Consider the following 22,609-nt stretch of genomic DNA (forward strand, 5'->3'; position numbering starts at 1 on the left):
GGGGCGAGGGATCAGGAGTCGAGAGGGTGGCCGATGGCTTCGAGCACGGCGGCCTCGATACGGGCGCGGTCGCGCACGACCCCGCCATCGGCCCATTCCATCCGGGCATCGCCGGGGGCGAGGTCGGGCTCGCCGAGGACGATGAGACGACCCTCGAAGCCGCGCTCGCGGGCGAGGCTCTTCACCAGCGCCTCGGCCTCGTCCACCAGCCTGTCGTTCACGCGCACCACCAGATGCGGCACGCCGCGCAGGTGCTGCAGGGCCGTGCGGGCCGCGTCGCCGATGGCCGCGAGCGGCTGGGTGTCGAGGGCATCGCCGGCGATGCGTCGCGCCAGGGAGACGGCGAAGGCCAGGGCCTCCTCCTCGCGCGCCGCATCCCGCGCGTCCGCCTGACCGATGAGGCCGGCCGCGGCGAGGCCGACGCGGGTGAGGGCATCGGCCATGCGGGCCTGGGCCTGGGCCTCGGCCTGGGCGCGCCCTTCCTGAACGCCGCGGGCATGGGCCTGCGCCACGGCCTCGGCCAGGGCCGCCGCCTCCTTGGGCGGGACGGTCGCGCCCTCGCGCGGCCGGAAATCGGTGTCGAAGAGGAACCGGCGGGCGTTCAATAGACCAGCTCCTCTTCGCCGCTGGACTTAGCGATCATGATCTCGCCCTTCTCGGCCAGTTCCTTGGCGAGCTCGGTCATCTTGGCCTGCGCCTCATCGACGTCCTTGAGGCGGATCGGGCCGAGCGAGCCCATCTCGTCGGTGATGTTCTTGGCCGCGCGGGTGGACATGTTCTTGAGGAAGAAGTTGCGCACCCGTTCGTCGGCGCCCTTGAGGGCGCGGCACAGGGTGTCGTTGTCGACCTTACGCAGCAGCGTCTGCACACTGCCCGCATCGAGCTTCAGCAGGTCCTCGAAGGTGAACATGAGCTGGCGGATCTTCTTGGCCGAGCCGCGATTGGCCTGGTCCAGGGCCGCGAGGAAGCGGCCTTCGGTCTGGCGGTCGAACGCATTGAACACGTCCGCCATCAGTTCGTGGGCGTCCCGCCGTGTGGTCTGCGCGATGGTGGAGACGAACTCCACCCGCAGGGTCTCTTCGATGTGGCGCAGGGCCTCCTTCTGCACCGTCTCCATCCGCAGCATGCGGTTGAGGACGTCGATGGCGAAATCCTCGGGCAGGATCGTCAGGACCTTCGCCGCATAGTCGGGGCGCACCTTCGACAGCACCACCGAGACCGTCTGCGGATACTCGTTGCGCAGGAACGAGGCGAGGATCTCCGGGTCGATCTGCGTCAGGCTCGCCCAGACCCGCTTGCCCGAAGCGCCCTTGATCTCCGCCATGATCGCCGAGACCTGCTCGGTGGGAAAGATCTTGAGAAGCAGCGATTCGGTGCGTTCATAGTTCGAGGTGATGCCGCCGCCCGAGGAGAGCCGCGAGACGAAGTCCACGATCAGCCTCTCGACGGTCTCCGCCTCCAGCGATCCGAGCTGGACCATGGCGTGGGAGACCATCTTGACCTCTTCCTCGTCCAGCATCTGCCAGATCGGCGCGCCCTCCGTCTCGCCGAGGAGCAGGAGAAGCGCAGCCGCGCGCTGGGCGCCGGTCATGGCGCTCAAGCCCGCCTTGCCGAGATCCTGATCCGCGATGACGCTCAACCCCGAGGCCATGCCTCACTCCTCTTCGCCGTTGCCGTTGCCGCTACCGTTTCGAATGCCGTCGCCGTCCCGCTCAACTGTCGTGGATCCAGTTGCGCAGGACCTCCACCGTCTCGCTCGGGCTGCCGCGGACCATGTCCACCACCCGCTGGACGGTCTCCGCCTGCACCTTGCCGTTCAACTGCGCGAAGTCGACGAGGCGGGCCGTGGGGTTGTCGCGAGCCGGAAGCATCTGATCGGCGCCGGGATCGCCACCGGCCAGTGCCGGTCCTGAGACCAGAATGGCCTGGGTCGGTTCGGCGGTGAGGATGCGGCGCACGAGGGGACGGACCACGGCGAGGAGAACGATCACCGTCAGGAGGAGAAGCACCGACAGTTCGACCATGCGCATCACGTCCTCCTTCGACGGAGCCATGAGCGACTGGATCAGCGAGGGCTCGGTGAACTCGACGGGCGCCGGCGTCTCGGCGAAACGCAGGTTGACCACTTCGACCTGATCGCCACGATCCTTGTCGAAGCCGATGGCGGTGCGAACCAGGGTGGCGATCCGCTCGATGTCGTTGGCCGGGCGCGGCTGATAGACGGGGCGGCCATCCGCTCCCGGGACGTAGGCGCCGTCGACGAGGACCGCCACCGACAGGCGCTTCAGACGTCCGCCTTCCTCGACCACCGTCTTGGTGACGCGGGAGATCTCGTAATTCGTGGTCTCCTCGTCCTTCTTCGAGGAATCCTTCGAATTGGGGTTCGGGTTCGGCTGGTTGGCGCCCGGCAATTCGTTTCCGACGGTCACGGCGCCCTCGTTGCCCCCCGTGAGCGCGCTTTCGCTGCGGGTCTGCGTCGAGCGCACGACCTTGCTCTCCGGATCGAAGGTCTCCGAACGGCTCTCGATGCGGTTCCGGTCGAGTTCCGCCGTGACCTGCACCCGCGAGCGGCCCGCGCCGACGATGCCGGCCACGATCTCCTCGATCTGGGACCGCAGGCGGCGCTCGAGGCCGACCTGCTTCTCCTCCATGCCGGCGCCGGTCTCGGCCTCCGCACCCCGAGCCCCGTCCGCCAGCAGGCGGCCACGCTCGTCGACGATGGAGATCCGCTCCGGCTTCAGGCCCTCCACCGCGGAAGCGGCGAGATGGCGGATGGCGCGAACCTGGGAGGGGTCCATGTCACCGACGAGCTTGAGCACGATGGCGGCGCTGGGCAACTCGCGGTCGCGCTCGAACAGGCGGCGCTCCGGAATGACGAGGTGGACGCGCGCGGCCTGGACCCGTCCGATGGCCCGGATGGAGCGCGCGAGTTCCCCCTCCAGGGCGCGCAGGTGATTGACGTTCTGGACGAAGTTGGTGGACGAGAACGCATCGCCCTTGTCGAAGATCTCGTAGCCGACGCCCGAGGCGCTGGGCAGGCCCTTGCCGGCGAGGTCCATCCGCAGGCGGGGCAGGTCGGCGCGAGGCGCCATGATGGTCTGGCCCGCATCGCCGCGCGTCTCGTACTTGATGCCGCGCGCATCGAGGTCCCGGATGACAGCCCCCGAATCCTGCATCGACAGGTCGGCGAAGAGGACGCCCATATCGGGCTTCGACACGCGAAGGATCACGAAGGCGAAGAAGCCGATCAACGTCAGGGTCACGGCCGCCATGGCCGCGAGCCGCGCCGGTCCCAACTTCGTCACCACTTCGAGAACGGACTTCACGACGCGACGTACCCACCCGAACCGGAGCGGCGGAAGGGCCGCGCTCGCTCGGCAAAATTTGCCCAGGTCGTGGTTAGCGTCCGGTTAACGATTTCCTTAACCCAGGAAAAAAGGATGGTCGGCGTTCGTCCGTTTCGAGCCGCCCCCGAAACGGAAAGAACCGCGCCCCGGGGAGGGCGCGGTTCTTTTTCAAGGAGATCGTTGCTCGAAGGGGACTTCCGGAACCCGGCCCGGATGCCGACCCTCCTCGATCTCAATGGCGGTAGTGCTGAATACGGGTGGTCCGCAATCCGGCCAGGCCATGCTGGTCGATGGAGAACTGCCAGCTCAGGAATTCCTCGGTGGTAAGGGTATAACGCTGGCAGGCTTCCTCAAGGCTGAGAAGACCGCCGCGGACGGCTGCGACGACTTCGGCCTTGCGGCGGATGACCCATCGTCTGGTCGTGGTCGGCGGAAGATCCGCGATCGTCAGCGGGCTTCCATCTGGCCCGATGACGTATTTGACTCTCGGGCGGCTTGGTTCGGTCATGATACGCTCTACAACTCGACTGACCTGTCGAGGTTGGAAGCTACTTGCGCCCGCTTAAGATATGTTGAAGCGGATCGATTGCATCTGATTCGTTTTTTCCAGGATCATGTGGACAACCCGGATCCGATGTTCTGCACGCCCGATATCGGCAGCCGCGATTTGCCGATCAGCAGCACCGGCTCGCTGCCGCTGAGATCGACGCCGTCGACTTTTCCGGCGACCTGCGTGTCGACGCTAACCTGTGCACCAGTGGCGTCGAAGGCATCGATCTTGATCGAGTAGCTGCCGTTGGCGGAGGTGAAACCGGAGGTGGACCGTCCGTCCCAGGCGAAGGTCTGCGCCCCGGCGGTCAGGGCCTTCGTCTGTGTGGCCACCACGTTGCCCTTGGCATCGCTGATCGTCATCGTCGCCTGCTTGGCGGCACGCGCGGGCGTCAGGGTCCAGACGGCCGAGCCGTCCTTCAGGTTGGCGACCCGACCGTCCGCCGTCACGCTCTGGCCGATGAAGCCCGTGGCGGCGGCCGCGCTCGATGCCTTCGCGTTGTTGAGGATGGAATCGAGCCGGTCGTTCGACTTCAGCTGCTGCTCGACGCCGGCATATTGCACGAGCTGCTGCGTGAACTGGTTGGTGTCCAGGGGGTCCATCGGGTTCTGGTTCTTGAGCTGCGTCGTCAGCAGGGTCAGGAACTGCTGGAAATTGCCGGCGATCTCCTGGGAAGCGCCGGTGGCCGTGCTCGGGTTCGTGATGGAGGAGCTGCTCGAAGCTCCGGTGATGCCGGCTGTCATGGCGGTCTCCTCAGATTCGGATGTCGATGCCGCCGAGGCCGCGCAGCATACGCAGCGGCACGACGTCGTTGGAAAGGCGCGGGTCCTTCAGGTCGGAACCGGGCGTGCCGGAGCGGCCATCCCGGCCGCCCCCGCCATCCCGCTCGGCGCCGTTGCCCCCATCGGAGCCGGTGTCGCTGCGCAGGGACAGGTTGATGGCGGCCTCACCCGCATCGAAGCCGGCCTGCGACAGAGCTTGTTGCAGGTTGCCGACATCGCGCTGGAGCAGGGCCAGGGTCTCCGGCCGGTCGACCGTGAGATATGCGGTGACGGTGCCGCTGTCCTTGTCGATATCGAGATTCACGTCGATCCGCCCGAGATCCTTCGGATCGAGGCTGATCTCGAAACGGTTCGACCCGGCCAGCGACCGGAGCCCGATGGTCATCGGCACCGCGCCGAGGGGCACCGGCGCCGCCTGGGCCTGGGGGAAGGCGCCGGCGGGGTCGGGCACCGGTGCGGAAATGTGGGCTGCCGGCACAGGGCTGAACGTCGCCGTAGGAGCCGAAGCGAGATCGTCGGCAGCCACGGTCGAACCGGGGGCTAGCTCGTCGAAAGCCTTGGCCGACGAGGTCTCGCGCTCGGAGGAGGCCGGGTGATCGGTGCCGGGTACGGCGACCGGACGACCGGCGGCAGCTTGCGCGCCGCCCGCGCCGGGTGCAACGATTGCGCTCGGTTTCGGAGACGACACGGCACCGGCCTGAACCGCCATCGCGGGAGCGTTGGCCGGGGGCGGAGGCGCGAGGAGTTCGGGCGGGGCGAGGGCGGACATCGCCGTCGCGGTGGGGTCCGCAACCGCGCCGTCCGCCGGAACCTCCACATCGTCGTTCCGCTCTTCGGTCGCCGTGACCGCCTCGGCAGCGACGGCCGCAGACGCGATCGCCTGAACCGGAACGGGTATCCCACTCTGTCCAGCCATCGAAGGCGGCAAGGCATTCCCAGCCTGAGGCGGGGCGGCGGATTGAGGGGTCTCACGTCCTGCCTGCACGGAAGAGGCGGACAATGGTCCGGCGCCGCCGGTCATCGGCAAGCCTGCCTTGCCGGCTGGCTGCGGGAAGCCCGGCGCCGCCATGATCGATGGATCTCCCCCCTGTTGCGGCAGGGTGGGCTGCATGTCCGTCCCCTGCGCCGCCGAAGCGTCACGCTGCACCGGCAAACCTCCGAGACCGGCCTCGTTGGGCGGCGTAGCCTGATCCTCGTCCCTTCGGGCTCGCAGCGGCCGTGTCTCGGCCAAGTCTTCTATCTGCCCTGAAACCGGATCCTGTTCTCGCAGCGCCGCTTCGGCCGCGCCCATGCCTCCGGCATCGACTTGGACCGGCCCGCGATAAACGCTCCGCTGCGAAAGCGCCCCCGGCCGTGCGGCATCGCCCTTCGGCCGCGGCGAGGACGGTTCCGCGGTCGGCGAAGCCACCGACGTCGCGACGCCGGTCTTGGCCGCATCACGCTCGCGGATGGCCGTCTTCGGCTCCAAGGCCCTGCGTGAGGCCGGCGCCGGATGCGACTCGCCTGCGGGGATACTGAAACGTTCGAGGTCCGCCGCATCGGTGGCAGGAATCGGGGCGGAACGCGGGGCGACCGCGCTCGCGAACCGCGAGGCCTGGTCTCGGTTGATCGACGTGGTGGCCATTCGGCGTAGTCTCCTCGCCCCCCACCGCGCAAACTTCGAGCCACGCATCGCACTTGATAACCCGTTGTTTCGACAGGAAAACTTTTTCGTCGCTCGCAAACCGATCCTCCGCGACCCGGCGAAATCGTCCCTGTCCAGGCAGGATTTGCCGGGTCCGGCGCGTCGGCATGCGAGACCTGCTCCCGGCCTGCCTGGAAGTTCCACCTCAGGATCGCTATAGACTCCGCATGTGCGGGCGCTGCGGCCTGCCGGCGAACCCGTGACGTGATGAACTCCCTCGACCTTCCCAAGGCCCCGCACGAGACGCGCGTCGTCGTCGCCATGTCCGGCGGCGTGGATTCCTCCGTGGTGGCCGGGCTGCTCAGCCAGCAGGGCTACGACGTTGTCGGGATCACGCTGCAGCTCTACGACCATGGCGCGGCGGTCCATCGCAAAGGCGCCTGCTGCGCCGGTCAGGACATCCATGATGCGCGCCGCGTCGCCGAGACGCTCGGCATCCCGCATTACGTCCTCGATTACGAGGACCGCTTCCGGGAATCGGTGATCGACCGTTTCGCCGAGAGCTATCTCGCCGGTGAGACGCCGATCCCCTGCGTGGAGTGCAACCGGTCGATAAAGTTCCGTGATCTCCTCGCCACCGCCCGCGACCTCGATGCCGACGTGCTGGCCACCGGCCATTACGTGGCCAGTCGCCCCCTCGAAGCCGGCGGGCGCGGCCTCTATCGCGCCCTCGATCCGGCCCGTGACCAGAGCTACTTCCTCTACGCCACCACGGCCGAGCAGCTCGATTTCCTGCGCTTTCCCTTGGGCGAACTGCCCAAGGACGAAACCCGACGCCTCGCCCGCGAGCTCGGCCTCGCCATCGCCGAGAAGGCCGACAGCCAGGACATCTGCTTCGTGCCCCAGGGGCGCTACGCCGACGTCATCGCCAAGCTGCGGCCGGATGCGGCGCGCGCCGGCGACATCGTCGATCTCGAGGGCCGGGTGCTCGGCCAGCACGAGGGCATCATTCATTACACGGTCGGACAGCGGAAGGGTCTCCGCCTCGCCGTCGGCGAGCCGCTCTACGTGGTCCGACTGGAGCCGGGTTCCGCCCGGGTGGTGGTGGGGCCGCGTTCCGCCCTCGCCACCAGCCGCATCCGCCTCGACGATCTGAATTGGCTCGGGATCCTGCCGTCCGGCGGGGTCGTCGACATGCCGGTGGCCGTGCGGGTCCGCTCGACCCGTGAGCCGCGCGCCGCGCATCTGACGGTCGATTCCGGTGGAGCAGCAGCCGAGGTCGTGCTGGCCACACCGGAAGACGGCGTCTCTCCGGGCCAGGCCTGCGTCATTTATGCCGATGACAGCCCACGCTCGCGTGTGCTCGGCGGCGGCACCATTCGTCGCATCGACGCGTTGGCAGCCGGAACGGCGCAAGCCGCCTGACGCCGACCCGAGCCAGAACCTTCCCCATCCGCAGGATCTAGAGACGATATGCTGAGCGAGCCGCAGGCCGGTCCGAGCACGGCCCTGATGCGCAAGGCCTATGCCCGCTGGGCACCGGTCTACGACGTCGTCTACGACAAGCTCACCGAGCCCGCCGCGCGCGACGCGGTGATGGCGGCCACCGCCTGCGGGCCGCGTATCCTGGAAGCCGGCGTCGGCACGGGATTGTCCCTCGGCTATTATCCGGCGGGCAGCTTCGTCTGCGGCGTCGACCTGTCCGAGGACATGCTGAAGCGTGCCCGCGCCAAGGTGCTGCGCCGGCGGCTCACCCATGTCCGTGGCCTTCAGGTGATGGATGTGTGCCGCCTCGGCTATGCCGATGCCAGCTTCGACGCGGTGGTCGCGCAGTTCCTCATCACCCTGGTGCCGGACCCCGAAGCCGCGTTGTCGGAATTTCTCCGCGTGGTGCGGCCGGGCGGCGAGATCGTCCTCGCCAACCATTTCGGCCAGACCAAGGGCGCGGTCGCGAAGGTCGAGGAGATCGTGGCGCCGCTCTGCACCAAGATCGGCTGGTCCTCGGCGTTCAAGTCGACGCGGATCGAGGCCTGGGCGCGGCGCAACGGCGTCGAGTTCATCGGCGTCTCGCCGACCTTTCCCGGTGGTTTCTTCAAGATTTTGAGGATGCGGAAGCCCGGCTGATCCGGCCCGGTGAAGCGGGGACATGACACGCAACTCGAGCGGCGTCCTCCGCCGCGCCCTGCGGTGGCTTCCGATCCTCGCCCTCGTGGCCATCTCGCTGGGCGTCCTCATCTCCGGCGCCCCGCACCTTCTCAGCCTCGACCGCCTGCTGTCCTATCGCGCAACGCTGATGGAGGCTGTGGCCGCAGACCGGTCGCGAGCCATCGGTGTCGCCTGCCTCGTCTATATCGGCTGCGTGATCGTGTCCGTGCCGGCCTCGCTGGTGCTGACCATCCTGTCGGGTTTCCTGTTCGGGGCCGCCACAGGCGCGGGGATCGCCCTCGTCTCGGCGACGACCGGCGCGGCCATCGTCTTCTCCATTGGCCGTGGGCCGATGTCGGAGTTTCTCGTGACCCGCGCCGGACCGCGCCTCGGCCGCCTCGCGGCGGGGTTCCGCGACGACGCGTTCGGCTTCATCCTCGTCCTGAGGCTCCTGCCGATCTTTCCGTTCTGGATGACGAATCTCGCCCCGGCGGCCTTCGGCGTTCCCCTGCGCACCTTCGTGCTCGCGACCTTTCTGGGCCTCGCCCCCGGCGCCGTCGTCTATGCGGCAGCCGGATCGGCGATCGAGGATGTCGTCGCGGCCAACGAGGCGGCCAAGGCGGACTGTCTGGCGAGCGGCGCCGAGGCCTGCGACGAGGCCCTGTCCCTGCGGTCTCTCGTCACCGTCAAGACCCTGGCCGGCCTCGGCGGCCTCGCCGCCTTCGCGTTGCTCTCCATAGGGCTGAGACGCCGGTTCGCCCGCAAGCGTAGCGTCACGTCGCAGATCCCTGTGGCCGGGCAGTCGACGGCGCGGCGGCCGGAGCGTAACCGTGATGTAAATCAATCGCATTAAGACGTAGAGTTGATCGCCGAGAGATCGGAATGACCGCCGCGGGAGGCACTGCGCCGGGGAGACCGGGACGAGCCAAGAAGCCCGGGATGAGGGATGATCGGAACCCCGTGATGGACGCGACGCCACGCGCCGGCATGGAACTGCCTGTCCCCGCCGAGGCGGAGGCGCGGGCGGGAATCGGCCGTCATCTCGGCCTGTCGGGACGGCTGTTCCTCGTGACCATCGCCTTCGTCGCCCTGGTCGAGATCCTGATCTACGTGCCGACCGTGGCGAACTACCGGCGCATGTGGCTGTCGGACCGCATCGCCGCCGCCCAGATCGCTGCCCTCGTCCTCGAAGCCTCGCCGGATCAGCACGTCTCGGAAGACCTCGCGCGCCATCTCCTGAGGGGGGTCGGCGCCAGCGCCATCGCGGTGCGCGGCGACGGGACGCGCCGCCTCCTTGCCGTGGACACGATCCCCTCGGAGGTCGCAGGCCTCGTCGACCTGCGTTCCCATGACTGGATCGCCTCCATCGGGGGGGCATGGCGCACCGTCTTCACCGTGAGCAACGGCCCGGTCCGGGTCATCGGCCATGGCCGGGACGGGTTCGACCTCGTGGAGATCCTCCTCGACGAGGCGCCCCTGCGCGAGGCGCTGATCGACTTCGCCGACCGGCTGCTGCTCTCGTCGCTGGCGATCGCCGCGGCCGTGGCCGGCCTCGTCTTCCTGATGCTGCAGCGGATCATCGTGCGCCCGGTCCGGCGCCTCGCCCGCAACATCACGGAATTCGCCGACGATCCCCAGGGGAGCGACCGCATCATCACGCCGTCGCGCCGGACCGACGAGATCGGTCACGCGGAGGTGGCGCTCGCCCGCATGGAGACGGCGTTGGCCGGCGAGCTGCGCCAGAAGCGCCGCCTCGCCGAGCTCGGCCTGTCGGTGAGCAAGATCAACCACGAATTGCGCAACCTCCTGACCACGGCGCAGCTTCTCGGTGACCGGCTGGAATCCGTGTCGGACCCGGCGGTGGAGCGCATCGCCCCCCGCCTCCTCGCCACTCTCGGCCGGGCGATCCGCTTCTGCGAGGAGACGCTGGCGTATGGCCGGGCGAGCGAGGCCGTCCCGCAACGGCGCAAGGTCGAGCTCGCGCCGATCCTGGCCGAGCAATCCGACCTGTCCAGGCTCGACGGCGCGTCTCGGGTGACGATTCGCGTGGCCTGCGACGAGAATGTCGAGGTGGAGGTCGATCCCGACCAGTTCTCGCGGGCGCTCACCAACATCGTGCGCAACGCCGTTCAGGCCATCGGTTCGGACAAGGCGCGGCTGCTCGATCCGGTGATCGAGATCGAGGCCACGCGCCACGGCCGGCCGGGGGCGGGCGGGGTGACGATCCTCATCGCGGATAACGGGCCGGGGCTTCCCGAACGGGCGAGGGCGAACCTGTTCTCGCCGTTCGAGGGGTCGACGCGCGCGGGCGGGACCGGGCTCGGGCTTCCGATCGCCGCCGAACTGATCGAGCTTCAGGGCGGCTCTCTCACGCTGGATCCGACGGGGGAGGGGGAAGGCGCCCGCTTCCGGATCGTGATCCCGGACCGCCCGACGACGTCGCCCTGAGCCTATTCCGCGGCCGCCAGGGTCAGGCCCGGCACGGTGATGCCGATGTCGCGAAGCAGTTCGGCATCGGCATCGGTCTCGTTATTGGCCGTGGTGAGGAGGCGCTCGCCGTAGAAGATCGAGTTCGCGCCGGCGAGGAAGCAGAGGATCTGCGCTTCGCGGGTGAGCCCCTTGCGGCCGGCGCTGAGACGCACACGCGCCTTCGGCATGACGATGCGGGCGGTGGCGCACATCCGCACGAGATCGAGCGGGTCCACGGGCGGACGGTCCTCGAGAGGGGTCCCCTCGACGGCCACCAGGGCGTTGATCGGCACGCTCTCGGGATGGGGGGCGTGGTTGGCGAGCACCTGAAGCATCGCCGCGCGGTCCTTCACGCCCTCACCCATGCCGACGATGCCGCCGCAACAGACGCCGATCCCGGCATCGCGCACGTTCTGAAGGGTGTTGAGGCGATCCTCGTAGGTCCGCGTCGAGATGATGTCGCCGTAGAAATCCGGGCCGGTATCGAGGTTGTGGTTGTAGGAGGTCAGCCCGGCCTCGGCGAGGCGGCCCGCCTGAGACGGGGTGAGCATGCCGAGCGTGACGCAGGCTTCCATTCCGAGGCCGCGGACACCGCGCACCATGGAGAGGACGGCATCGAATTCCGGGCCGTCCTTGGGCTGGCGCCAGGCGGCGCCCATGCAGAAGCGATGGGCCCCGGCGGCTTTCGCGGCGGCGGCCTCCTTCAGCACCTTGTCCACCGCCATCAGGCGCTCGCGCGGCAGGCCGGTGCCCTTGTGGTGCGCCGATTGTGGGCAATAGGCGCAATCCTCGGGACAGGCGCCGGTCTTGATCGACAGCAGGGCGGCGCGCTGGATATCGGCCGGGTCGTTATGGGCGCGGTGGACCTGTGCCGCCCGGAACACAAGGTCGAGGAGCGGCAGGTCGTGGATCGCCTGGATCTCGGCCACGATCCAATCGTGCCGGATCGCGGGGATCTCGGTGGCGGGCAAAGGGGTGGGGAAGGGGGCGAGGGGGGCCACGGTGTCAGTCATGGCCCCATGAGGCGAATCTTCGCCGGAAAATCAAGCCGGGCCGGCCGCATGCCCCGATGCATTTGGCTTCAGGCCGGCCAGGATCGCCCCCTCACGCCGTCTTGCCGCGCAACCCCGACAGGCCCGACCAGAGCGGCGCGAAGAGGTAGCTGGTGATCGGAATCAGCGCGGCCCCGACCACGAGGCCCACAATGCCGGAGCCGATGGCGGTGACGATCCATTCGACGACGGGTCCGACCGGCGGCACCATCTTCGCGCTGCCGGCAGCGGCGTCGTGGATCACGTGGGCGACCTGGGGCAGGCCGTAACCTTCGAGACCATGGACGAGGATGCCGCCGCCGACCCAGATCATCGCGGCGGTACCGATGATGGCCAGAAGCTGCAGGAAGACCGGCATGCCCTTGACCAGGGCACGGCCGAAACCGCGGATCGCGCTGCCGAACACGGACGCCGAAGTGTTCTTCGCCATCGCGACCCCGGCATCGTCCGCCTTCACGATGAGCGCCACGCCGCCATAGACGAAGACCGTGATGCCGATGGCGACGACCGCGAGCACGATCGCCTTCGTCCAGATGCTGCCTTCGGGAAGAGAGGCCAGGGAGATCGCCATGATCTCGGCCGACAGGATGAAATCCGTCTTGATCGCGCTGGAGACCTTGCGCGCTTCCAGAGCCGCGCCGTCCCCGGCATCGGCATCGAGCTTGGCCTCATGCGCATGCGCCTCGTGCGGGAACAGCGCCTCGTAGACCTTCTCGGTGCCCTCGTAGCAGAGATAGGCCCCGCCGAGCATGAGCAGCGGGGTGATGGCCCAGGGGGCGAAGGCCTGCAGCAGCAGGGCCGCCGGCAGCAGGAACAGCATCTTGTTGCGCAGCGAACCGACGGCGATCTTGCCCACGATCGGCAATTCGCGCTCGGCCGCGAAGCCCACGACGTAGCGCGGCGTCACGGCGGCGTCGTCGATGACGACCCCTGCCGCCTTCGCACCGGCCTTGGCGGCTTGCGCGGCGACGTCGTCGAGGGAAGCGGCCGCGACCTTGGCGAGCCCCGCGATGTCATCGAGGAGGGCGATCAGTCCGATGCTCAAGGTTAGGTCCTTCCAACTACCAGGGGCCGAGCCGTGCGATGCGATTTACCGGCCAAGCTGCCTCTAAGCAGGTTTCGCAGAAGGGGCCCCCGGTTCTGCGACAAAACCCTGCGACACAGCAAAGAGCCAAGAAGGGTGAAGCGTTGGCTTGCCAACGCGAACCCGCTTAGGAGAGGAGACGAGCGAGCGGGGATTTCGATCCCCGCCCCGTTTCAATGAGTGGATTCGCCGGCGGCGACCTTCGCGGTCCAGTCGTCGAAGGCGACGATTTCCTGGCGCTGCTCACCGAGGCCGGTGATGCCGAGGGTCATTACGTCACCGTTCTTGAGGAAGCGGGGCGGCTTGCGTGCCATCCCGACACCGGGGGGCGTGCCCGTGGTGATGACGTCACCGGGCTCCAGCATCATGAAATGCGAGAGATAGGCGACGATCTGGGCGACGCCGAAGATCATCGTCGATGTCGAGCCCGACTGCATCCGCTCGCCATTCACGTCGAGCCACAGGTCCAGGGCGGACGGGTCGGGGATCTCGTCCAGCGTCACCAGCCACGGCCCGAGGGGACCGAAGGTCGGGCACCCCTTGCCCTTGGTCCAGGTCCCGCCGCGCTCCATTTGAAACTCGCGCTCGGAGACGTCGTTGCAGAGGCACAGGCCCGCCACATAGGACAGGGCCTCGTTGGCATGGACGTAGGATGCGCGCGCGCCGATGACGATGGCGAGCTCCACCTCCCAATCCGTCTTGGCCGACCCCTTCGGCAGAATGACCCGGTCGTTGGGGCCGGAGATGCAGGAGGGCGCCTTGTTGAAGACGATGGGCTCGGCCGGGATGTCGGCACCGATCTCCGCCGCGTGATCGGTATAGTTCAGCCCGATCGCGATGAAGTTGCGGGTGCCGCCGACGCAGGGGCCGAGCCGCGTCTCCGCGGGGAGGAGCGGCAGCGTCTCGGGAGCGATGGCGCGCAGGCGCTCCAATGACGTCGTGGCGAGGGCCGCGCCGGAAATATCGCGCAGGATGCCCGACAGATCGCGCAACCCGCCCTCGGCATCGATCAAGCCGGGCTTCTCGTCGCCCACATCTCCGTGACGCACAAGTTTCATCGGTTCTCGCTCCGCTTCGATCCATTGTCAGCCCGAGACATCGGTCCCTCCACCGTCCCTGGCAAGGTGTCGAGACCGTACAGAGACATGTTGCATAATTCATACATCCCTTTGAAAATTCCGCGCGATACGCATTTTTCTGCAGGATATGAGATACGTAAATCGAACAGTTTAGATGTGAACGATTCGCTGCGATGCCTTTCGGTGACACGGGCGACGATGTCGGCGAAGGCATAGCCAAAGTAAATCGCAGCTTATGAAACGATTAACACTTTGCCGCACATGGATTGCATAGACCGGCCAAGAACGGCACTCTTCTGCTCAAGATGCCGGCCGGGGATCACGCCGCGGTAAATCCGAGCATCGCAAGCAAGGGTCGGGAGCAGGACATGGCCATGACGATTCGCAACACGGCTCTGGCGGGACTCTCCGCCGCCGTCCTGACCCTGACGGCAGGGGACGCCATGGCCGGCGCGTTCGGCATCCGCGAACAGAGCACCCTCGCGCAGGGTCAGGCTTTCGCGGGCGCCGCGTCCGGCTCCGGCGGCGTCTCCTCGATGTTCTGGAACCCGGCCACGATCACCATGAACCCCGGCTGGGTCAGCGAGCAGAATCTCAGCTTCATCAACCTCTCCTCCAAGATCACCCCGACCGACGGCACCTCGCCATTGTTCGCGCCGCTGGGCGGCAGCGGCGATATCGGCCAGGGCGCCGTGATCCCGGCCGGCGCCACCTCCTACCAGCTCACAGACCGGCTCTGGATCGGCATCCAGACCGGCGCTCCCTTCGGCCTCGTGACCAAGCCTCGCGACGACTGGGCCGGCGAAGTCTACGGACGATCGAGCCGCATCTTCTCGCTTTCGTTCAACCCGACCATCGGCTTCAAGGTCAACGAGTGGCTCTCGATCGCCGCCGGGCCGAACATCGAGTATTTCCGGCTGACCCTTCGCCAGGCCTTCCCGCTCTCGTTCAGCCCGCTCATCGCCCCCAACGCGTCGCTCAAGGGAGAATCCTGGGGCGTCGGCTTCACGGCGGGCGTGCTCATCACCCCCTGGGCCGGCACGGCGTTGGGCGTCGGCTATCGCTCCTCCGTGCATCACGACATCGAAGGCGCCTTCCTTTTGCCGGGGCCGGCGGCCTTCCTGAGCCAGCAGGTCACCGCCAACCTCAATACGCCGGAGAAGTTGAGCGTCGGCCTGACCCAGGCCGTCAGCCCGGTCGCCCGCGTCAATCTCGGTTTCGAGTGGGACAATTGGTCGAGGCTCGGCGATGTCGGCATCGTCGGCCGCACCACCGGCGGCATCGCGACCACGCTGCCCCTGAACTACAAGGACGGCTACACCTATTCCGTCGGCGGCGAGTACGATTGGTCGCCGGCCCTCACCGTCCGGGCCGGTCTCGCCTACGAACAATCGCCCATCGATTTCTCGAACCGCTCGGTTCGGCTGCCCGACAGCGACCGCTTCAACGTCTCGCTCGGCGGCAGCTATCGCTGGAGCGAGAAGCTGACCCTCAACATCGCCTATTCTCACCTCTTCCTCGTGGGCGATTCGAAGCTCCTCGCCGGTCCGGGCCGCGACTACAACTTCCGCGACATTCCCTTCGCCGCCGATACGAGCGGCAGCGCGGACATCGTTTCGGTGGGCTTCCGCTACGTCTTCGGCACGCCATCGGCGCCGGTCGCTCCCGCTCCACTGGTGCGGAAGTTCTGAGGGTATTCGGCCGGAACACCGAGGCAGTGTGGAGATCTTCCCCTCGTCGACCTCATCCTGAGCTGCGGCGACAGCCGCCTCGAAGGATGAGGTGAAGGGGATCCTAAAAAAACACACCCGACTAACCATCATCCGGCCGCAGGGACCACCGACGATCTCGTTCTCGACTTGGCCATTCGAGCCGAATGGCGTCTGACGGATCACGCCTTCATGCGGACATAGGTTCCGGGCGCCGGCCCCAGGGAGGCGAGGCCTCCTTCTCCCGGAATTCTGGCAGGCACACGGGCGGGCGCCTGCTTTTCCAGCCATTCGAACCAGTAGGGCCACCATGACCCTTTGTGCTCGGTCGCCGCCGAAATCCAATCCTCCAGGCGGCCCTTGGCGGCCCCGCCGGTCCAGAACCCGTATTTCGGCTTGGAGGGCGGGTTGACCACGCCCGCGATGTGACCGGACCCGGCCAGCACGTAATCGACCTTGCCGCCGAACTTCGACGACCCTTCGAAGACGGAGATGGCGGGGGCGATGTGATCCTCCCGGGTGGCGAGGTTGAAGATCGGCACCTTCACCTTCTTCAGGTCGAGACGGACGTTGCCGAGGATCATGCGCCCCTGGGCCAGGGTGTTATCGAGGTAGCAGTTGCGCAGGTAGAAGGAATGGTTGGCCGCCGGCATCCGCGTGGCGTCGGCGTTCCAGTAGAGCAGGTCGAAGGCCGAGGGCGTCTGCCCCTTCACGTAGTTGTTGACCACGTAGGACCAGATCAGGTCGTTCGGCCGCAGCATGTTGAAGGCGGTCGCCATGCCCGAGCCTTCGAGGTAGCCGCGCTTCTTCATCCGCGCCTCGATGCTGCGGATCTGCTCCTCGTCGGCGAAGACCTTGAGGTCGCCGGCATGGGTGAAGTCCACCTGCGTCGTCAGGAAGGTGGCGCTGTTGATGCGCTTGTTGCCCGTGGCCGCCTGCATCGCCAGGGTCACCGCCAGCAGGGTGCCGCCGACACAATATCCCGCCGCCGCCACCTCGCTCTCACCGGTGGCGACACCGATCGCGTCGATGGCCGCCTCGATGCCCTCGCGCATGTAGCTCTCGAAATCCTTGTCGGCGTGGCGCTCGTCGGGGTTCACCCATGAGATGCAGAAGACCGTGAGGCCCTGCGACACCATCCAGCCGATCAGGCTCTTCGACGGGTTGAGATCGAGGATGTAGAACTTGTTGATCCAAGGCGGCACGATCAGGAACGGGCGCTTGAGCACCGTCTCGGTGGTCGGCGAGTATTGAATGAGCTCCATCAGGTCGTTGCGGAACACCACCTCGCCGGGGGACACCGCGACGTTGACTCCGACCTCGAAGCCGGACGGATCTGTCTGGCGGACCCGCAGTTGGCCTTTCCCGGCCTCGATGTCCTCGGCGAGCATCTTCATGCCGCGCACGAGATTGGCGCCGTTCTCCTGCAGCGTGTGCCGAATCAGCTCGGGATTGGTCATCACGAAATTGGAGGGCGAGAGCGCGCCGACGATCTGGCGCAGGTAGAACTGCGCCTTGTGCCGCGTATGCTCGTCGATCCCGTCGGCCTCGTCGACGAGCTCTTCCGCCCAGCGGGAGGTGATGAGGTAGCTCTGCTTGATGAAGTCGAAGATCGGGTTGGTGGACCATTCCGCGTGTTTGAAGCGGTTGTCCTTCGCCTCGGGCAACGCCACGGGCGACGCTTCCTCGCCCTGGAGGCGATGCCAGGTCGAGCCCCAGAGGGTGATGAACGCGTCGCTGAGCTTCTTCTGGGCTTCGAGGGACTTCTGCGGGTCGACCATCCAGCGCTCGACCACGGTGCCGAGGGTCTTGACGACGTCGTTGACCTCTTCCGGAGGCTTGGCCAGTTCGGGATCGAGCGGGTCCGCCTGGCTGATCGGCTTCATGTAGGCGCCGGCGGTGCGGGTGAACTCCTCGATCAACAACGTCGCGTTGCGGGACAAGGCGTCGATATCGGGAAGCGGTGTCGTCCTGTCGGTCGTCACGCGTTGATTTCCCCTCTATTTCCGCGGGACGGCCCGGCCGAACCGTCCTCGTTCTCGACAAATTAACGCGGCACCTCGACTTTCCGCCAGGGCGCGGCTTACGTTTCAGGTCATTATGTCAGAGCCTTCATCACGGAATCACAGGCGGTGCGGCTTCGTCCCCCGTCTGGCCCTCGTCCTCGGCGGCCTTCTCGCCGCGGGAGGATGCTCCGGCGACCTCAACGCCATGCGCGGCGCCTATACGCTCGCCGGGGGCGGGCCGAAGGATGTGAAGGCGCCCGATTTCGTGGTGCAATCCCGCAAGACCGACGCCGAATACCTGCCCGTCGGCGTCGCAGCACCGGCCAGACCCATCAGCGCCCGCACCGCCGAGGGGACCAGAAGTCTCGAGAACGATCTGATGGGCGCGCGCGGGCGTAACGAAGCCAAGGGCCGTGCCGCCGAGAGCGCCGCCCGCGCCACGGGCCAGATCCAGCCTGCACAATAACGGTCGGCTCCGGGCCGCCGAGATGGTAGACAGGTCGACCACGTCAGAGTGATGACAGTTTTGAACGCGCGAATCATGCGATTGGCGCATCGGACCCCGTGAAGCCCATGACCGATTTTCACCGCATCAAGCGCCTGCCCCCTTACGTGTTCGAGCAGGTCAACCGGATCAAGGCCCAGGCGCGCGCCAATGGCGCCGACATCATCGATCTCGGCATGGGCAATCCCGATCTCGACGCCCCGCGCCACGTCATCGCCAAGCTGGTGGAGACGGCCGGCCGGCCGCGCACGGACCGCTATTCGTCCTCGAAGGGCATCGCGGGTCTCCGCCGGGCGCAGGCGAACTACTACAAGCGCCGTTTCGGCGTGAGCCTGAACCCCGACACGCAGGTGGTGGCGACGCTGGGTTCCAAGGAGGGCTTCGCCAACATGGCGCAGGCGATCACCGCGCCGGGCGACGTGGTGCTGGTGCCGAACCCGAGCTACCCGATCCACGCCTTCGGCTTCCTGATGGCGGGCGGCGTGATCCGCTCCGTGCCGGCCGAGCCGACCCCGGCCTTCTTCCCGGCCGTGGAAAAGGCCATGCAGCACTCGATCCCCAAGCCGGTGGCGATCGTGGTCTGCTACCCTTCGAACCCAACGGCCTATGTCGCGAGCCTCGATTTCTACCGGGACCTCGTCGCCTTCGCCAAGCGCCACGAGATCATCATCCTGTCGGACCTCGCCTATGCTGAGGTCTATTTCGACGGCGAGCCGCCGCCCTCCGTGCTGGAGGTGCCGGGCGCCATCGACTGCACGGTGGAGTTCACCTCGCTCTCCAAGACGTTCTCCATGGCCGGCTGGCGCATGGGTTTCGCGGTGGGCAACGAGCGCCTGCTCGCCGCCCTCACGCGGGTGAAATCCTACCTCGATTACGGGGCGTTCACGCCGATCCAGGTGGCGGCCACCGCCGCCCTCAACGGACCCGAGGATTGCATCGTGGAGATGCGCTCGATCTACAAGAAGCGCCGCGACGCGCTGATCGAGTCGTTCGACAAGACCGGCTGGAAGATCCCGAGCCCGTCGGCTTCGATGTTCGCCTGGGTGCCCATCCCGGAGAAGTATCAGGGCCTCGGCAGCCTCGAATTCTCCAAGCTCCTCCTAGAGAAGTCGGACGTGGCGGTGGCACCGGGCATCGGCTTCGGCGAACACGGCGACAATTACGTTCGTATCGCGCTGGTGGAGAACGAGCAGCGCATCCGCCAGGCGGCCCGCAACATCCGCCGCTTCTTCGAGACGTCGGACCGCACGCTCCACAACGTCGTCCCGCTCACGAAAGCGGGCTGAATCGCGTCATCGGTGATGTTGCGGGGGGGAGACAGGTCGCGCCAAAGCGGCCCGAGCCCCTCTCATGTGCTTGTCACATGCCGTCCCGGTGAGCAGGGTCGCGCCATGTCGCCTGCCACCGAGGATCGTATGCGCGGATTGACCCTAACCGTCGCGCTGCTGCTGGCCGGATCGGCCGGTGCCTGCGCGCCGAACCCGATCGTCGCGCGTGATCCGGTTCCCGCACCGGATCCGGGTCTCAGCTATGTCTGCGATTCGCAGCCCCTCGTCCTGAACGCGGTCCGCACCAATTGCGTGCCGGTGGAACGCGAGCCTCAGGTCGTCCTGCGCGCCAAGGGCTGAGCTGCGCGGACACGGCGTCCCATCCATAGAAAAAGGCCGGAGCATCGCTCCGGCCTTTTTCTTTTGTCAGGCGCTGGCCCCTGATCTTAGCGGACGGCCGGTGCCGGCGAGACGGGCCGCGGCGCTGCGCTCGGATCGTTGGTGGTCATGCCGGGAGTGGAGGGCATGGCGTTGCCCGGTGCCGTGCGGGCGCCCGGCGCGGTCGCGGTGCCTGTGGTGGCGGGGCCTGCCTCCATGCTGTCCCCCTTGCCGACCACGCCCGACTTCGAACCGGCGGCGTTCGTGCCATGACTCTCGGGCATTCCGGTCTGCGCGAAGGCGGCGCCGGACAGGGCAACGACCAATGCGGCGGCGGCGGTGGAGATCTTGATGGCGGTCATGGTGGGCTCCTTGCTGAATGCGCTTATCGGTTGCGCTTGCTGGTTCAACGCGGAGAATCCGGGCTGGTTGCCCCCTGGATCGGGAAGCATCTCCCCCGTGCGGGACCGGCCGGCATCGAAAAAGATGGATCTTGGAGCGGCGAGGACACGGACAGGCAACCTCTCATGGGGCATGGTAGGGCATGAGCGGCTGCGGCCGCATGTGAACACCGCGACGGAGCGACCCGTGCAGCATCTCTCGACCTTCGCCGCCGCAGGCCTGATCGGCCTCGGCCTGTCCCTCGCCTCCGGCGCCGTTGCTCAAACGTCCTATACGGCGGCGAATGGCCCCTACATCCTGCCCACAGACCGGGCGACGGGCCGTCCCGTCCCGGACGATGCGCGCGCCATTCCGGTGCCGAGCGTCATGAATGGCGGCGGGTTCGGCCTCAGCGGCAACAGCTATTTCGAGGATTCGCCAACGGAAGGTCCGCTGAACGGGCGCCGTCGGCCGCACGAGTTCGTCCTGGCCCCGGCACGCGTCGCGCCTCCCGCCTACGGCCGCTGACACCTATCCGCCTTTCGCGCGGAGGCCGGCCCACCGATCCACGAGGGCAGATGCGGTGAGGCCTGCGGCATAGGCGACGAGGTTCCAGGGCGAGAAGATCCGCCCGAGCAACAAGGCGCCGGGGAGCGTCAGTCTGAACGCGTCGAGCCACGGCGTATGGACGAGGCGGGAGAGCTCCACCACCAGGGCGATCGCACCGGCCACGAGGAGGATCGCCTGCCCATTCCGGTGCGGCAGCAACGCCGCGACCAAGGCGTAGACCATTGCCGCCCACAGGGCCGAACCGCCGTATTTGACGATCCCCATCGGCAGACCGAGGGGCACGAAGCGCAGGCTCAGCCCCACGACGATGATGGCGAGACCCGCCGCGAGACAGCCCCCTCGCGACCGAATGCGGCCCGTGGGTCGAGAGGTGGTGGCTGGCGTCATGCGGGGGACCGTCCCGGACCTAAGGGAAGAGGAAGACGGGCGCCGCCGTTTACACCGGGCGGGCGTCTCGGTATCACCCGCGCTCACACGCTAAGCCCTGTACCTTCACCACGAGCCGAAACACCAGATGCGCGCCGAGATCGAACAACTCTCGGATGCCGCCAAGCAGTCGATCGGACTGCTGAGGAGGCATCTTTGACTGGGATACCGTCGAGAAACGCCTCGCGGAGCTGAACGCAGCCTCCGAGGATCCCAACCTGTGGAACGACGCCGAGGCGGCGCAGAAGGTCATGCGCGAGCGCGGCGCCCTTGAGGACGCCGCGGGCGCGATCAAGAAGCTCAGCCAGGATCTCGATGACGCCGCGACGCTCATCGAGCTCGGCGAGATGGAAGGCGACCAGGACACCATTCTCGAAGGCGAGAACGGCATCCGCGCCGTCGAGAAGGAGGCCGCGCGCCGCCAGATCGAGACGCTCCTCTCCGGCGAGGCCGACGGGCTCGACACCTATGTCGAAGTCCATGCCGGGGCCGGCGGCACCGAGAGCCAGGACTGGGCGAACATGCTCCAGCGCATGTACGGCCGTTGGGCCGAGCGCCGGAAGTACAAGGTCGACATCGTCGAGTGGTCGGATGGCGACGAGGCCGGGATCAAGGGCGCCACGCTCATGGTCAAGGGCCACAACGCCTATGGCTGGCTCAAGACGGAATCCGGCGTCCACCGCCTCGTGCGCATCTCTCCCTACGATTCGAGCGCGCGGCGCCATACCAGCTTCGCCAGCGTCCGGGTCTATCCGGTGATCGACGACCGCATCGTCATCGAGATCAAGGAATCGGATTGCCGCATCGACACCTATCGGTCGTCGGGCGCCGGTGGCCAGCACGTGAACACCACCGATTCGGCGGTGCGCATCACCCACAACCCCACCGGGATCGTGGTGGCGTGCCAGCAGGAGCGATCCCAGCACAAGAACCGGGCCACGGCCTGGAACATGCTGCGCGCCCGGATGTACGAGGCCGAGCTCAAGAAGCGCGAAGAAAAGGCCAATGCCGAGAACGCGGCCAAGACCGATATCGGCTGGGGCCACCAGATCCGGTCCTACGTGCTGCAGCCCTACCAGCTGGTGAAGGACCTGCGCACAGGCACCCAGTCGACGGATCCCGACGAAGTGCTGGATGGTGCACTCGATCCCTTCATGGAAGCGTCGCTCGCTCAGCGCGTCTATGGCGGGGCCGGCGAAGTCGAGGACATCGATTAGTCCTCGCTTCCCTTCAG

Annotated in this window: 22 protein-coding genes; 10 read left to right on the top strand and 12 right to left on the bottom strand. The window is 67.3% G+C overall.

Annotated elements, in window-relative coordinates; all coding sequences use genetic code 11:
- Window positions 1–11 precede the first annotated feature (11 nt).
- The 6 genes from ASF34_RS16510 to ASF34_RS16535 all read right to left on the bottom strand — a co-directional run bounded on the left by ASF34_RS16510 (window position 12) and on the right by ASF34_RS16535 (window position 5,826).
- Window positions 12–605: a FliH/SctL family protein gene (locus ASF34_RS16510; RefSeq protein ID WP_056146408.1), complete on the bottom strand. Its 594-nt coding sequence runs from the start codon at window positions 603–605 to the stop codon at window positions 12–14.
- Entirely contained in the window at window positions 602–1,651 is a 1,050-nt protein-coding gene (gene fliG / locus ASF34_RS16515; protein ID WP_018044454.1) for a flagellar motor switch protein FliG, read from the bottom strand. The genes ASF34_RS16510 and fliG overlap by 4 nt, the downstream gene beginning before the upstream one ends.
- Before the next feature lie 61 nt (window positions 1,652–1,712).
- Window positions 1,713–3,272: a flagellar basal-body MS-ring/collar protein FliF gene (fliF, locus tag ASF34_RS16520; RefSeq protein WP_244973620.1), complete on the bottom strand. Its 1,560-nt coding sequence runs from the start codon at window positions 3,270–3,272 to the stop codon at window positions 1,713–1,715.
- Window positions 3,273–3,579: 307 nt separating this feature from the next.
- The gene (gene sciP, locus ASF34_RS16525; RefSeq protein ID WP_018044452.1) at window positions 3,580–3,855 is read right to left on the bottom strand and encodes a CtrA inhibitor SciP; all 276 of its coding nucleotides are present in this window, start codon (window positions 3,853–3,855) and stop codon (window positions 3,580–3,582) included.
- Between the two features lie 104 nt (window positions 3,856–3,959).
- On the bottom strand, window positions 3,960–4,640 hold the full coding sequence (locus ASF34_RS16530; RefSeq protein ID WP_018044451.1) for a flagellar hook assembly protein FlgD: 681 nt from the start codon (window positions 4,638–4,640) through the stop codon (window positions 3,960–3,962).
- A 10-nt stretch (window positions 4,641–4,650) separates the two neighbouring features.
- Window positions 4,651–5,826, bottom strand: coding sequence for a flagellar hook-length control protein FliK (locus tag ASF34_RS16535; RefSeq protein ID WP_244479023.1), 1,176 nt, complete (start codon window positions 5,824–5,826; stop codon window positions 4,651–4,653).
- 744 nt (window positions 5,827–6,570) lie between these two features.
- On the opposite strand from ASF34_RS16535, the gene mnmA reads away from it, so the two are divergent.
- From mnmA to ASF34_RS16555, 4 genes are all read left to right on the top strand, one after another.
- The gene (gene mnmA / locus ASF34_RS16540) at window positions 6,571–7,728 is read left to right on the top strand and encodes a tRNA 2-thiouridine(34) synthase MnmA (protein WP_056162510.1); all 1,158 of its coding nucleotides are present in this window, start codon (window positions 6,571–6,573) and stop codon (window positions 7,726–7,728) included.
- Window positions 7,729–7,776: 48 nt separating this feature from the next.
- Entirely contained in the window at window positions 7,777–8,427 is a 651-nt protein-coding gene (locus tag ASF34_RS16545) for a class I SAM-dependent methyltransferase (protein WP_018044448.1), read from the top strand.
- Window positions 8,428–8,449: 22 nt separating this feature from the next.
- Complete coding sequence (locus ASF34_RS16550) at window positions 8,450–9,301, top strand: TVP38/TMEM64 family protein (RefSeq protein ID WP_056162513.1); 852 nt, start codon at window positions 8,450–8,452, stop codon at window positions 9,299–9,301.
- Window positions 9,302–9,411: 110 nt separating this feature from the next.
- The gene (locus ASF34_RS16555; protein WP_082494206.1) at window positions 9,412–10,896 is read left to right on the top strand and encodes a sensor histidine kinase; all 1,485 of its coding nucleotides are present in this window, start codon (window positions 9,412–9,414) and stop codon (window positions 10,894–10,896) included.
- Between the two features lie 2 nt (window positions 10,897–10,898).
- On the opposite strand, the gene bioB is transcribed toward ASF34_RS16555, so the two are convergent.
- The 3 genes from bioB to ASF34_RS16570 all read right to left on the bottom strand — a co-directional run bounded on the left by bioB (window position 10,899) and on the right by ASF34_RS16570 (window position 14,111).
- Window positions 10,899–11,930, bottom strand: coding sequence for a biotin synthase BioB (gene bioB, locus ASF34_RS16560; RefSeq protein ID WP_056162518.1), 1,032 nt, complete (start codon window positions 11,928–11,930; stop codon window positions 10,899–10,901).
- Window positions 11,931–12,021: 91 nt separating this feature from the next.
- Window positions 12,022–13,014 (bottom strand): DUF808 domain-containing protein, encoded by a 993-nt coding sequence (locus ASF34_RS16565; protein WP_056162520.1) that lies wholly within the window; start codon window positions 13,012–13,014, stop codon window positions 12,022–12,024.
- Window positions 13,015–13,226: 212 nt separating this feature from the next.
- Window positions 13,227–14,111, bottom strand: a complete 885-nt coding sequence (locus ASF34_RS16570) for a fumarylacetoacetate hydrolase family protein (protein ID WP_056162523.1) — start codon at window positions 14,109–14,111, stop codon at window positions 13,227–13,229.
- Window positions 14,112–14,500: 389 nt separating this feature from the next.
- Between ASF34_RS16570 and ASF34_RS16575 the strand changes: the two genes are divergently transcribed.
- Window positions 14,501–15,823 carry an OmpP1/FadL family transporter gene (locus ASF34_RS16575; RefSeq protein ID WP_056162648.1) on the top strand — a complete coding sequence of 441 codons (1,323 nt, stop codon included), beginning with the start codon at window positions 14,501–14,503 and terminating at the stop codon, window positions 15,821–15,823.
- A gap of 200 nt (window positions 15,824–16,023) precedes the next feature.
- Here the strand turns inward: ASF34_RS16575 and ASF34_RS16580 are convergent, their stop codons facing one another.
- Window positions 16,024–17,826: a PHA/PHB synthase family protein gene (locus ASF34_RS16580; protein WP_056162525.1), complete on the bottom strand. Its 1,803-nt coding sequence runs from the start codon at window positions 17,824–17,826 to the stop codon at window positions 16,024–16,026.
- 115 nt (window positions 17,827–17,941) lie between these two features.
- Between ASF34_RS16580 and ASF34_RS16585 the strand changes: the two genes are divergently transcribed.
- The 3 genes from ASF34_RS16585 to ASF34_RS16595 all read left to right on the top strand — a co-directional run bounded on the left by ASF34_RS16585 (window position 17,942) and on the right by ASF34_RS16595 (window position 19,980).
- A complete protein-coding gene (locus tag ASF34_RS16585) occupies window positions 17,942–18,313 on the top strand; it encodes a hypothetical protein (protein WP_056162528.1) in 372 nt (123 codons plus the stop codon).
- A gap of 107 nt (window positions 18,314–18,420) precedes the next feature.
- Window positions 18,421–19,638: an LL-diaminopimelate aminotransferase gene (locus tag ASF34_RS16590; RefSeq protein ID WP_018044439.1), complete on the top strand. Its 1,218-nt coding sequence runs from the start codon at window positions 18,421–18,423 to the stop codon at window positions 19,636–19,638.
- Between the two features lie 129 nt (window positions 19,639–19,767).
- On the top strand, window positions 19,768–19,980 hold the full coding sequence (locus tag ASF34_RS16595; protein WP_018044438.1) for a hypothetical protein: 213 nt from the start codon (window positions 19,768–19,770) through the stop codon (window positions 19,978–19,980).
- Between the two features lie 86 nt (window positions 19,981–20,066).
- Here ASF34_RS16595 and ASF34_RS16600 read toward each other — a convergent pair whose 3' ends face one another.
- Complete coding sequence (locus ASF34_RS16600) at window positions 20,067–20,360, bottom strand: hypothetical protein (RefSeq protein ID WP_018044437.1); 294 nt, start codon at window positions 20,358–20,360, stop codon at window positions 20,067–20,069.
- Between the two features lie 226 nt (window positions 20,361–20,586).
- Here ASF34_RS16600 and ASF34_RS16605 point away from each other — a divergent pair, with 226 nt between their 5' ends.
- A complete protein-coding gene (locus ASF34_RS16605; protein WP_043764740.1) occupies window positions 20,587–20,907 on the top strand; it encodes a hypothetical protein in 321 nt (106 codons plus the stop codon).
- 3 nt (window positions 20,908–20,910) lie between these two features.
- On the opposite strand, the gene ASF34_RS16610 is transcribed toward ASF34_RS16605, so the two are convergent.
- Window positions 20,911–21,336: a ribosomal maturation YjgA family protein gene (locus ASF34_RS16610; protein ID WP_056162530.1), complete on the bottom strand. Its 426-nt coding sequence runs from the start codon at window positions 21,334–21,336 to the stop codon at window positions 20,911–20,913.
- A gap of 127 nt (window positions 21,337–21,463) precedes the next feature.
- Between ASF34_RS16610 and prfB the strand changes: the two genes are divergently transcribed.
- A protein-coding gene (gene prfB / locus ASF34_RS16620) for a peptide chain release factor 2 (RefSeq protein WP_147830138.1) occupies window positions 21,464–22,592 on the top strand; the annotation gives its coding sequence in 2 pieces (ribosomal slippage) (window positions 21,464–21,532 and window positions 21,534–22,592; 1,128 coding nt in all).
- The last annotated feature ends 17 nt before the right edge of the window (window positions 22,593–22,609 follow it).

The sequence above is a fragment of the Methylobacterium sp. Leaf106 genome, assembly GCF_001422895.1.
GTDB lineage: Bacteria > Pseudomonadota > Alphaproteobacteria > Rhizobiales > Beijerinckiaceae > Methylobacterium > Methylobacterium bullatum.